Here is a 10,539-nt window from a genome sequence, read left to right as displayed (position 1 = left end):
GGGCTTCATCCTGGGGGCGGTCGCGGGCGTGGTGCGCGCCTACGCGCCTCCCGTCCTGGCGGGCATCGCCCAGGTCTACGTGGCGGTCATACGCGGCACGCCCATCGTGGTGCAGGTGATGTTCATCTACTTCTCGCTGCCGGTGCTGGCCGGCATCCGCGTGGAGGCCGAGATGGCGGCCATCGTCACGCTGATGATCAACTCCGGCGCGTACATCGCCGAGATCGTGCGCGGCGCGCTGCTGTCGGTGCACAAGGGCCTCAAGGAGGCGGGGCAGGCCATGGGCCTGCCGTTTCACAAAATCCTGTTCCACATCATCGGCCCGGTGGCGTTCCGGCGCATGATCCCGCCGCTGGGCAACCAGTGCATCATCAGCCTCAAGGATTCCTCGCTGTTCATCGTGATCGGCGTGGCCGAGCTTACGCGCCAGGGCCAGGAAATCATGGCGAGCAATTTCCGCGCGGTGGAAATCTGGTCGGCGGTCGCCGTCGTGTACCTGATCCTTACCGGCCTCATGGCGCTGGGCCTGCGTCTGCTCGAAAAGAGGATGCGCATACTATGAGCATGGTCGAATTTCACAACGTCACCAAGCGCTTCGGCGACTCGCTGGTGCTGGACGGCATCACGCTCAACATCGAGGCGGGCGAGGTCGTGGTGGTGGTGGGCCCTTCGGGGTCGGGCAAGTCCACGTTCCTGCGCTGCATCAACGTGCTGGAAACCATCAACGGCGGAGACCTGCTCGTGGACGGCCTGAGCGTGAAGGGCGACGCGGCCCAGGTGCGCGAGATACGCCGCGAGGCGGGCATGGTGTTCCAGCAGTTCAACCTGTTCCCGCAGATGACGGCGCTGGAAAACGTGATGTTCGGCCCGGTCCACACCCGCGGGCAGAGCCGCGCCGAGGCCCGCCAGCTCGCGCAGGAGCTGCTGCGCAAGGTGGGCCTGGCCGAGCGCATGGACCACTATCCCGCCGAGCTGTCGGGCGGGCAGCAGCAGCGCGTGGCCATCGCGCGCGCGCTCGCCATCAAGCCCAAGCTCATGCTGTTCGACGAGCCCACCTCGGCGCTCGACCCGGAACTGCGCCACGAAGTGCTCAAGGTCATGCGCGACCTGGCCGAGGAGGGCATGACCATGGTGGTGGTCACGCACGAAATGGAGTTCGCGCGCAAGGTGGGAAGCCGCCTCATTTTCATCGACGGCGGCAAGATCGCCCACGACGGCCCGCCGGCAGAGCTGCTGGGCAACCCGCCCAGCCAGCGCCTGCGCGATTTCCTGCAGCACGTGGGCTGATCCGGGCGGCGGCGCCCATGCGCCGCGCGCTACAGGCCGCGGTGCTCCACCGCGTACTTGATGAGTTCGGCCTGGCCGTCGATGCCCAGCTTGCGCTTGATGTTCAGGCGATGGGTTTCCACCGTGCGCACCGACAATCCGAGCTCGCGGGCGATCTGCTTGTTGGCGTGGCCGTCGGCGATGTGGCGCAGCACGTCGCGCTCGCGCTGCGTCAATGCCGCGGCCGCCGCGCTGGCCTGCGAAAGGCGCAGGGCCGCCGCGGCGCTGAAATGGCTGCGCCCCGCCATGATGGCCTGGATGGCGGCCACGATTTCCTGCGCGGGCTCGTCCTTGAGCAGATAGCCGCGCGCGCCCGCCCTGACGGCCTGCACCATGTACTCGGGATTGTCGTGCATCGAAAGCACGACGATGGCCATCTGCGGATAGCGCTCGCGCAGCTGCGCGGTGAGTTCGAGGCCGCCCACCCCCGGCATGTTCAGGTCCATGAGCGCGAGGTGCGGCAGCGCGCCGCCGTCGGGGTCGCGGGCCATGCAGGCGCGCAGGAAATCCAGCGCGCCGGCGGCGTTGCCCGCTTCGCCCACCACGCGCAGGCCGGGCACGGTTTCCAGCCGCAGGCGCAGGCCGTCGCGCACCAGGGGATGGTCGTCGATGAGCAGCAGGCGGATATCGTCGGAGGAATCGCTCATGCCTGGGGTTCCGTGGGAGTGGGCAGCGGCAGCCAGGCCTGCAGCGTGGTGCCGCGCGGGCCCGAGCGCAGGTTCAGGGTGCCGGACAGCGCCGCCATGCGTTCGCGCATGTTGCGCAGTCCGATGCCGCGCTGCGGGTCGTGGTGAACTTCGCCGTAGTCGAAGCCGGCGCCGTCGTCGGAAATGGTCAGCCGCAGATCGCGCGCGCCGTAGGCCAGGGCGACGTCGGCCCGGTGCGCGCGCGCATGGCGCAGCACATTGGTGAGGGCTTCCTGGGCCACGCGGAAGAGGGCGGTGGCGTGGGCCTCGGGCAGGCGGACGGGCACGCCTTTCGTGGTGACCCGCACGGACAGCGGCGGCTCGCCGTCCTTGCCCGGCGCGGCGAACTCGCGGGCCAGGTGTTCCAGCGCGGCGGGCAGGCCGAGATCGTCCAGCAGGGTGGGCCGCAGATTGTGCGAAATGCGGCGCACCTCGCCCAGCGCCAGGTTCAGCCGCTCCAGCGCGCCGCCCAGCGGGGCGTCGATGTGCGCGAGCGCCTGCGGATCGTCCGCGTGGCGCTGCCGCAGGCGCTCGCGCGCGGCCTCCAGCGCCAGCTTGATCGACACCAGCACCTGGCTGATGCCGTCGTGCAGCTCGCGCGACAGGCGGGCGCGCTCGTCTTCCTGCGAGCGCACCAGCTGCCGCGCCATGAGCCGCAGCTTGGCGTCGGACTGGCGGTGGTCGCTGATGTTGAGCGCCAGGCCGCAGGCCGCCACCCCCAGGATGGCGACCGCCGCGATGCCCGCCACCCAGGCGAACATATTGCGGATATTGGCCTGGGCGGCGGCGTCGATGCGCCGCAGCGCCTGCTCCACGTCGTCGAGGTAGATGCCCGTGCCGATCATCCATCCCCAGTGTTCGAGCACGGCGACGTAGCCGAGCTTTTCCACGGTCTGGTGCGTGGAGGGCTTTTCCCAGAGATAGTGCACGGCCTGGCCCTGGCGGCCGCCGCGGCGGGCCGCCTCCAGCAGGTTCTGGATCACGGGCTGCCCGCGGGTGTCGCGCAGGTTCCAGAGGTCTTTGCCCACCAGCTCGGGCTGCCGGGGATGCATGAGGTTGCGCCCGCGCAGGTCGTAGACGAAGAAATAGCCGTCGTGGCCGAACTCCATCTGCGCCAGCAGATCGAGGGCGCGCTGGCGCGTGGCCGCGTCGTCGCCCGCCTGCTGCAGCGGCGCCACGGCGCTGTAGGCCAGGCTCACATAATGCCGCAGTTCGCTTTCCTTGCTCCCCAGCCAGGCGTTCTCGACCACTTCTTTTTCGCGCTGCGCCAGCTTCAGGCCCTGGGCGTAAAGCGCGTAGGCGGTGGCCGCCAGCGCCACGAGCAGGGGCACGGCGGCCAGCAGGAAGATTTTCAGGCGCAGCTTCATGGGAGACGGATCGCCCGGAAACGGGCCGCCCGCGACGGGGCGGGCCGGATGTTGCGGTGCATTATGGGGGCGGATTGCCGGGAAAAAGCGTCGATACGCCGGCTATTTTACGGTTCCGCCGGCCGGCCTGCGGCGCCGCACTACGTAATAGCACGTAGATGAACTGCGTAGTTTCGCGCTTGTAGGGCGGGCGGCCAGCCGAAATACTATCGCCCGCGCCGATCGGGCGCTGGCGGGCCCGCGCGTCCGCCGTCCTACAACAATGATTCTGCCTTTCCGCGGGACGAGAAAGGCGTCGCGCCAAAAGCGAGGCGGGAGGCAATAGGAGCTTTTATGCAGACCAGCAGCAAGGGACTGGGTGGACACCTGGTCTGGCTGGCGGTCGCGGTGCTGGGCGCGTTCGCGCTGGGCACCGTGGCGCTGGCCAGGGGCGAGACGATCAATGCGCTATGGGTGGTGATCGCCGCCGTGTGCGTCTACCTCATCGCATACCGCTATTACAGCCGCTTCATCGCCGACAAGGTCTTCCAGCTCGACCCGACCCGCATGACGCCGGCCTGGAAGCACAACGACGGCCTGGACTACGTGCCCACCAACAAGCACGTGCTGTTCGGCCACCACTTCGCCGCTATCGCGGGCGCGGGTCCGCTGGTCGGCCCCGTGCTGGCCGCGCAGATGGGCTATCTGCCCGGCATGCTGTGGATCCTGGCCGGCGTGGTGTTCGCCGGCGCGGTGCAGGATTTCACCATTCTCTTCATCTCCACGCGCCGCGACGGCCGTTCGCTGGGCGACCTGGTCAAGTCGGAGCTGGGCCGCGTGCCGGGCGTGATCGCGCTTTTCGGCGCGTTCATGATCATGGTCATCATTCTGGCCGTGCTGGCCCTCATCGTGGTCAAGGCGCTCACGCACTCGCCCTGGGGCACCTTCACCGTGGCGGCCACCATCCCCATCGCCGTCTTCATGGGCGTATACCTGCGCTACATCCGTCCCGGCAAGATCGGCGAGGTGTCCATCATCGGCTTCGTGCTCCTCATGGCCGCCATCGTGTTCGGCCAGGACGTGGCCGCGCACCCCACGCTCAGCGTCATGTTCGACTTCGACGGCAAGGGGCTCACCTGGATCCTGATCGGCTACGGTTTCGTGGCCTCGGTGCTGCCCGTCTGGCTGCTGCTGGCGCCGCGCGACTACCTGTCCACCTTCCTCAAGATCGGCACCATCGTGGGCCTGGCCATCGGCATCCTGGTGGTCGCGCCCGAGCTGAAGATGCCCGCGCTGACCCAATTCGTGGACGGCAGCGGCCCGGTGTGGTCGGGCAACCTGTTCCCCTTCCTCTTCATCACCATCGCCTGCGGCGCGGTGTCGGGCTTCCATGCGCTGATCTCCTCGGGCACCACGCCCAAGCTGATCGAGAACGAGACGCAGGCCCGCTACATCGGCTACGGCGGCATGCTGATGGAATCGTTCGTGGCCATCATGGCCCTGGTGGCGGCCTGCGTCATCGAGCCCGGCATCTACTACGCCATGAACAGCCCCGCCGCCGTCATCGGCACCACGCCGGAGCACGTGGCCCAGGTGGTGTCGAGCTGGGGCTTCGTCGTCACCCCGGCCGACCTGGTCCAGACCGCCAAGGACGTGGGCGAAAGCACCATCATCTCGCGCGCCGGCGGCGCGCCCACGCTGGCCGTGGGCATGGCGCACATCCTGCACCAGGCCATCGGCGGCCCGAGCATGATGGCGTTCTGGTACCACTTCGCCATCCTGTTCGAGGCGCTCTTCATCCTGACCGCGGTCGATGCGGGCACGCGCGCGGGCCGCTTCATGCTGCAAGACCTCCTGGGCACGTTCGCGCCCTCGCTCAAGCGCACCGACTCGCTGCCCGCCAACCTGGTCGCCACGGCCCTGTGCGTGGCCGCCTGGGGCTATTTCCTGTACCAGGGCGTGGTCGATCCGCTGGGCGGCATCAACACGCTGTGGCCGCTGTTCGGCATCGCCAACCAGATGCTGGCCGCCATCGCGCTGACGCTGGGCGCCGTGGTGCTCTTCAAGATGAAGCGCGACCGCTACGCCTGGGTGGCCGTGCTGCCCACGCTGTGGCTGCTGGCCTGCACACTGACCGCCGGCTGGCAGAAGATCTTCGACGCCAATCCCAAGGTGAGCTTCCTGGCGCACGCGGACAAGTACAACGCCGCCATCGCCCAGGGCCAGGTGCTGGCCCCGGCCAAGTCGCTGCCGGAAATGTCGCGCGTGGTGTTCAACGACTATGTCAACGCGTCGCTGTGCGCCATTTTCATGTTCGTCGTGGTGAGCGTGGTGGTGTTCGGAATCCGTTCGGCCCTCAAGGCGCGCGCCGAAAACCGTCCCACCGCCCGCGAAACCCCGTACGAAGTCCTGCCGGCCGCCGCCGGGGCGGACTGACAGAGGAGGCCGCCGCATGCTGTTCCATACGATGAGCTCGGCGGCCGGCGTCGCCGGCCGCTACCTGGGCCAGACCCTGCGCCTGATGGTCGGCGTGCCCGACTACGACACCTATGTGGCACACATGCGGCGCAACCACCCGGACCAGGAGCCGATGAGCTACGAGGCGTTCTTCCGCGAGCGGCAGGACGCCCGCTACGGTGGCAAGAAACGCATCGGCTGCTGTTGAGCGCCGCCGCCTTTTCTTGCATGCAGAGCCTGGGTCCCGCGAAAGCGGGACTTTTTTTGCCGGGGTTCCGCCGGGCCGCGCGTGCTTCAGGCAGCGGCCCGCCGGCGCGCCGCGCCCAGCAGCGGCACGGCGCCCAGCGCGCAGACCGCCATGGCCGCAAACCCGCCGGGCGGCCAGGCGCGGTAAAGCATGCCGCCCGCCTGGATGCTGGCGAACATGAACACGCCGCCGGACAGCAGGGCATACAAGGCGATGGCGGACGTCTTGCCGTCGGGCGGCGCATGGCGGGCGATGTGCCACATGATGGCGGCGTTGTTGCCCGCCAGGGTGAAGCACTGCAGCAGTTGCAGCCCCGCCATGAGCGCGGGATCGGCGGTGACGGCCAGCCCGGCCCAGCGCACGGCCGTCATCAGGGCCGAAACCAGGATGAGGCGAGCCGGGCCGGTGCGCGCCAGCACCGCGGGCGCGAGAAAGAAGAACAGCACCTCGCTGGCCACCCCGACGACCCAGAGGGCCGAGATGAGCGAGGTCGCCAGTCCGCCGCCGGTCCAGTACAGCGTCGAATACGAATAGAGAAAGCCGTTGCTGGCCTGCACCAGCGAGGCCGCCGCGATGGTCAGCAGCAGCGGGCGGTCGCGCAGCACGCGGCGCATCGGCATGCGGGCGGCGGGCGGCGCGGGTTCGCTCGGGCGGGCCGCGCCGGGCAGCAGGCGCACCATGGCCAGGCAGGCCGCAACCAGGGCGAGAGACAGCCAGATCACCCAATCCGGCCCCCACAGGCCGACCAGATGGCCGCCGGCCAGGGTGAAGGCCGCGAATCCGATGGAGCCGCAGGCGCGCATCGCGGTGTACGCGTTGCCCTGGCCGCGCGCGGTGGCGATGGCCATCCGGTCCATCAGGGGAAGCACCGCGGGAAACACCGCATTGAGCGCCAGCGTCGCCGCCATCAGCCAGGCGGCCGACCGCAGGAAAGGGTAGCAGAGCAGCAGCAGGATAGACGCGCCCAGCGAGGCGGCGATGAGCGCGTGGACCTGGCCGCTGCGGTCGGCCCAGTGCGCCGCCGCGGGCGTGGACAGGATCTTGGGCAGGAAAGAGGCGGCCACGATCAGGCCGATGAGGGCGCTGTCCAGGCCGCGGCTGGCGAACCAGAGCGGAAGAAAGGGAATGCTGACGCCCTGCAATCCGTAATACAGGAAATAGAAGCCGTGCAGGGCGATGGCGCCTTGCCGGACGTCGGGATTGCCGCGCATGGACGTCTGGATACCGGGGTGGACAGGAGCGCCGTAGCATACTCCTTCCGCCGGCGGCGGACCCCGGCGCCGGGCCGGCGGCCGCGCTTGATCGGGATCAAGCCTGGGCGGGAACGGCGCCCCGCCCAGGAGGCGGGCCGCCGGCGGCGTTGGCAAAGTCCGCGGCCGGGATTACGCTGGAAGGCGTCATTCGGCAGGCATGGCGCGGCCGCTTCGGGGCGTCCATGCGTTCATTTCCCTTCAAGGAGCAGCGAACAATGGCCAAGAAACTCAAAGAAAAGACCGTCAAGGCACTGAAAGAACGCCGCAAGCGTCCGCTGGAGACGCCCACCGACCTGGCCTCCGAGGCGACCCGCGACATCTCGGCCGTGCTGAACCAGGTGCTGGCGGACGTGTTCGCGCTCTACCTGAAGACCAAGAACTTCCACTGGCACGTCAGCGGCCCGCACTTTCGCGATTACCACCTGCTGCTCGACGAGCAGGGCGACCAGCTCTTCGCCATGACCGACCCGCTGGCCGAGCGCATCCGCAAGATCGGCGGCACCACGCTGCGCTCCATCGGCCACATCGCCAGGACCCAGCGCGTGCTCGACAACGACGCCGATTACGTGCAGCCGCTGGACATGCTGGCCGAGCTCTGCGAAGACAACAAGATGCTCGCAGCCACGCTGCGCGAGGCGCACAACGTGACCGACGAGTACCGCGACATCGCCAGCTCCAGCCTCATCGAGAACTGGATCGACGAAACCGAGAAGCGCACCTGGTTCCTGTTCGAGGCCAGCCGCGAGGGCGATACCAGCGGCCATTGAGGCCGCCCGCCGCCGCCGCGCACGGCGCGCGGGCCGGACGGCGTCATGGGCGGGCCCGCACGGGCGCGTCCCGGTAGCGCGCCGGAAACGCCCGCGCCAGGTTGCGCACCTTGGGCAGGTCGTTGATGACGATGTACGGGCTTTCGGGATGCCGCAGCAGGTAGTCCTGGTGATATTCCTCGGCGGGATAGAACCCCTTCAGGTCTTCCACGGCGGTGGCCAGCGGGCGCGGATAGGCGCCGGAGCGGTTCAACTGGGCGATGTACGCCTGGGCCGCCTGGCGCTGGGCGGCATTGGCCGCGAAGACGGCCGAGCGGTATTGCGTGCCCACGTCCGGGCCCTGGCGGTTGAGCTGCATGGGGTCGTGGACGACCGCGAAAAAGATGCGCAGCAATTCGCCATAGCTGATCTGCCCGGGGTCATAGGTGATTTCCACCGCCTCGGCGTGGCCGCTGCGTCCGCCGCTGACCGTCTCGTAATCGGCGGCGCCGGCCGGGCCGCCCGCATAGCCCGCTACGGCGCGCTTGACGCCGCGCACGTGCTCGAACACGCCTTGCACGCCCCAGAAGCAGCCGCCGGCCAGCACGGCCCTGGCTTCGGCGCCCGAGGCGGCGATGTCCTGGGCGGGAGGAGGAATCTCGAATACCGGCTCGGCGGCGGGGACGGGGCCGGCCGCGAAGGCGCAAACCGCGCCGAGCGCGGCCGCGAGACGGCGGGAAGGGAAGGCGGACATGGCGGGCTCTGCGGAATCGGCGTGGTTCAGGCGCGGGGGGTAAAGGTCAGGGCGGCGCCGTTCATGCAATAGCGCAGGCCCGTGGGCGGCGGGCCGTCGTCGAAGACGTGCCCCAGATGTCCGCCGCAGCGGGCGCAGTGCACCTCCGTGCGGATCATGCCGTAGGCGCGGTCCTCGGTCTTGCCCACCGCGCCCGGCAGAGGCTGCCAGAAGCTGGGCCAGCCGGTGCCGCTGTCGAACTTGGCGTCAGAGGAAAACAGCGGCTGCGCGCAGCCCGCGCAGGAGAACAGGCCCTTGCGGTGCTCGGCGTTCAGCGGGCTGGACCAGGGGCGCTCCGTGGCGGCGTGGCGCAGCACCCGATACGGGAGTTCTGTCAGGCGCGCGCGCCATTCCTGGTCGCTCAGGGTGTAGGGAAAGGCGGCGCCGGACGGCCCGGCGGCCACGGCGGGGCGGCGGCCCAGGCCGAGGGCCGCGAGGCAGGCCGCGGCGGCGCCGGCGGAAAGAAACATTCTGCGAGCGGGAATCATGGAGCGCTCCGGAAATGGGTAAGGGGCGGAGGCCGCGGCGCCCGCCCCGGCCACGGGCGGGCCGCGCTATTGTTTCGAGCCGGCGCGGGACATGCCGTCCTTCTGCATGCCGTCTTTTTTCATGCCGTCTTGCTTCACGCCGTTCCCAGGCGTGCCGCTCTTGGACATTCCTTCTTTGGACATTCCCTCCTTGGCCGTTCCGTCCTTGGGCATGCCTTCCTTCTTCATGCCTTCCCTGGCCATGCCGCTCTTGCTCATGCCGTCCTTGGCCATGCCGCCCGTGTCGGCGGCATGGACGGCCGCGGCGCCCAGCGCCAGGCAAAGGGAGGCGGCAGCGGTAGCGAGTGTTTTCATGATGAGGTCCTCTTGGGTGGGTGAAAAAACAGGGTGAAATCGCGGGCCGCCGGCGTCAGCTGCCGCCGAACCAGTTGTAGCCCTGGTCTTCCCAGTAACCGCCGGGATAGGCGTTGGTGACCGTGATGGCCCGGATATGCTTGGGGTTCTTGTAGCCAAGCTTGGTGGGCATGCGCAGCTTCATGGGAAATCCGTACTCGGCGGGCAGGGTGCGGCCGTCGTAGGTGAGGGTCAGCAGGGTCTGGGGATGCAGCGCGGTGGGCATGTCGATGCTGGTGTAGTAATCGTCCGCGCACTGGAATGCCACATAGCGCGCGCTCAGATCCGCGCCCACGCGCCGCAGGAAGTCCGAGAACCGCACGCCGCCCCACTTGCCGATGGCGCTCCAGCCCTCCACGCAGATGTGCCGCGTGACCTGGCTGGCTTGCGGCAGTGCGCGCAGGTCCTCCAGCCGCCAGGGCCGCCTGTCGGCGACCAGGCCGGCCAGCTCCAGCCGGTAGTCGCCGGCGTCCACCCGCGGCACGTCTTCGATGCCGTAATAGGCATTGAACGGAAAGGGCCGGGTAATCATGGATTCCGGATAGGTGGGCGCGAGCGCGGCGGGATCGAAGATCCAGCCCTGCACGCGGTCGTTGAAGCGCGAAACCGCCATCAGGGCGCGCTCCACGCTTTCGTCGTCCGACAGCGTGCAGCCGGACAGCATGACCAGCCCGCCCAGGCTGAGTGTGTTGCGCAGGAAGGCGCGGCGGGCGGGCTGTTCCACGCGGCGGTCCAGCAGCCGCCGCGCTTCGCGCAGGATGTCGGCGCCGTCGGGGCGGGTCTTGGGGCGCATGCGTCTGTCCT

General features: G+C 69.0%; 12 protein-coding genes. 5 read left to right on the top strand and 7 right to left on the bottom strand.

Features of this window, described 5'->3' with window-relative positions:
• Together glnP and glnQ are read left to right on the top strand one after the other, a co-directional pair.
• Positions 1 to 562 (top strand): glutamine ABC transporter permease GlnP (gene glnP, locus NGJ44_RS18825; protein WP_251865035.1); only part of this gene is annotated, 562 nt, incomplete at its 5' end.
• Entirely contained in the window at positions 559 to 1,287 is a 729-nt protein-coding gene (gene glnQ / locus NGJ44_RS18820) for a glutamine ABC transporter ATP-binding protein GlnQ (RefSeq protein WP_251865033.1), read from the top strand. The genes glnP and glnQ, both read left to right, overlap by 4 nt.
• Positions 1,288 to 1,316: 29 nt before the next feature.
• On the opposite strand, the gene NGJ44_RS18815 is transcribed toward glnQ, so the two are convergent.
• The gene (locus NGJ44_RS18815; protein ID WP_053246502.1) at positions 1,317 to 1,973 is read right to left on the bottom strand and encodes a response regulator; all 657 of its coding nucleotides are present in this window, start codon (positions 1,971 to 1,973) and stop codon (positions 1,317 to 1,319) included.
• Entirely contained in the window at positions 1,970 to 3,379 is a 1,410-nt protein-coding gene (locus tag NGJ44_RS18810; RefSeq protein WP_053246503.1) for a cache domain-containing protein, read from the bottom strand. The genes NGJ44_RS18815 and NGJ44_RS18810 overlap by 4 nt, the downstream gene beginning before the upstream one ends.
• Positions 3,380 to 3,712: 333 nt before the next feature.
• Between NGJ44_RS18810 and NGJ44_RS18805 the strand changes: the two genes are divergently transcribed.
• Positions 3,713 to 5,794: a carbon starvation CstA family protein gene (locus NGJ44_RS18805; RefSeq protein ID WP_251865031.1), complete on the top strand. Its 2,082-nt coding sequence runs from the start codon at positions 3,713 to 3,715 to the stop codon at positions 5,792 to 5,794.
• Positions 5,795 to 5,810: 16 nt separating this feature from the next.
• Positions 5,811 to 6,023 (top strand): YbdD/YjiX family protein, encoded by a 213-nt coding sequence (locus tag NGJ44_RS18800; protein ID WP_251865029.1) that lies wholly within the window; start codon positions 5,811 to 5,813, stop codon positions 6,021 to 6,023.
• A gap of 86 nt (positions 6,024 to 6,109) precedes the next feature.
• On the opposite strand, the gene NGJ44_RS18795 is transcribed toward NGJ44_RS18800, so the two are convergent.
• Positions 6,110 to 7,273, bottom strand: a complete 1,164-nt coding sequence (locus tag NGJ44_RS18795) for an MFS transporter (RefSeq protein ID WP_251865027.1) — start codon at positions 7,271 to 7,273, stop codon at positions 6,110 to 6,112.
• 257 nt (positions 7,274 to 7,530) lie between these two features.
• On the opposite strand from NGJ44_RS18795, the gene NGJ44_RS18790 reads away from it, so the two are divergent.
• Positions 7,531 to 8,082, top strand: a complete 552-nt coding sequence (locus tag NGJ44_RS18790) for a Dps family protein (protein WP_251865025.1) — start codon at positions 7,531 to 7,533, stop codon at positions 8,080 to 8,082.
• 43 nt (positions 8,083 to 8,125) lie between these two features.
• Here the strand turns inward: NGJ44_RS18790 and msrA are convergent, their stop codons facing one another.
• From msrA to NGJ44_RS18770, 4 genes are all read right to left on the bottom strand, one after another.
• Positions 8,126 to 8,815: a peptide-methionine (S)-S-oxide reductase MsrA gene (gene msrA / locus NGJ44_RS18785; RefSeq protein WP_251865023.1), complete on the bottom strand. Its 690-nt coding sequence runs from the start codon at positions 8,813 to 8,815 to the stop codon at positions 8,126 to 8,128.
• Positions 8,816 to 8,841: 26 nt separating this feature from the next.
• Complete coding sequence (msrB, locus tag NGJ44_RS18780; protein WP_251865022.1) at positions 8,842 to 9,342, bottom strand: peptide-methionine (R)-S-oxide reductase MsrB; 501 nt, start codon at positions 9,340 to 9,342, stop codon at positions 8,842 to 8,844.
• Between the two features lie 66 nt (positions 9,343 to 9,408).
• The gene (locus NGJ44_RS18775; RefSeq protein WP_053246091.1) at positions 9,409 to 9,696 is read right to left on the bottom strand and encodes a hypothetical protein; all 288 of its coding nucleotides are present in this window, start codon (positions 9,694 to 9,696) and stop codon (positions 9,409 to 9,411) included.
• Positions 9,697 to 9,751: 55 nt separating this feature from the next.
• Positions 9,752 to 10,528, bottom strand: a complete 777-nt coding sequence (locus tag NGJ44_RS18770) for a molybdopterin-dependent oxidoreductase (RefSeq protein ID WP_251865020.1) — start codon at positions 10,526 to 10,528, stop codon at positions 9,752 to 9,754.
• Positions 10,529 to 10,539 lie beyond the last annotated feature (11 nt).

Origin of the sequence: Achromobacter sp. Marseille-Q4962 (genome assembly GCF_943737005.1) — a bacterium.
Classification (GTDB): Bacteria; Pseudomonadota; Gammaproteobacteria; order Burkholderiales; family Burkholderiaceae_B; genus Achromobacter.
The sequence above is the reverse complement of the archived record's forward strand: the minus strand, read 5'-3'. Positions and strand labels throughout refer to the sequence as shown.

What these genes read in the sequence shown, in the direction of transcription:
- glnQ (WP_251865033.1), top strand. Translation starts at nt 559, where the DNA reads ATGAGCATGGTCGAATTTCACAACGTCACCAAGCGCTTCGGCGACTCG.
- NGJ44_RS18815 (WP_053246502.1), bottom strand. Translation starts at nt 1,973, where the DNA reads ATGAGCGATTCCTCCGACGATATCCGCCTGCTGCTCATCGACGACCAT.
- NGJ44_RS18810 (WP_053246503.1), bottom strand. Translation starts at nt 3,379, where the DNA reads ATGAAGCTGCGCCTGAAAATCTTCCTGCTGGCCGCCGTGCCCCTGCTC.
- NGJ44_RS18805 (WP_251865031.1), top strand. Translation starts at nt 3,713, where the DNA reads ATGCAGACCAGCAGCAAGGGACTGGGTGGACACCTGGTCTGGCTGGCG.
- NGJ44_RS18800 (WP_251865029.1), top strand. Translation starts at nt 5,811, where the DNA reads ATGCTGTTCCATACGATGAGCTCGGCGGCCGGCGTCGCCGGCCGCTAC.
- NGJ44_RS18795 (WP_251865027.1), bottom strand. Translation starts at nt 7,273, where the DNA reads ATGCGCGGCAATCCCGACGTCCGGCAAGGCGCCATCGCCCTGCACGGC.
- NGJ44_RS18790 (WP_251865025.1), top strand. Translation starts at nt 7,531, where the DNA reads ATGGCCAAGAAACTCAAAGAAAAGACCGTCAAGGCACTGAAAGAACGC.
- msrA (WP_251865023.1), bottom strand. Translation starts at nt 8,815, where the DNA reads ATGTCCGCCTTCCCTTCCCGCCGTCTCGCGGCCGCGCTCGGCGCGGTT.
- msrB (WP_251865022.1), bottom strand. Translation starts at nt 9,342, where the DNA reads ATGATTCCCGCTCGCAGAATGTTTCTTTCCGCCGGCGCCGCCGCGGCC.
- NGJ44_RS18775 (WP_053246091.1), bottom strand. Translation starts at nt 9,696, where the DNA reads ATGAAAACACTCGCTACCGCTGCCGCCTCCCTTTGCCTGGCGCTGGGC.
- NGJ44_RS18770 (WP_251865020.1), bottom strand. Translation starts at nt 10,528, where the DNA reads ATGCGCCCCAAGACCCGCCCCGACGGCGCCGACATCCTGCGCGAAGCG.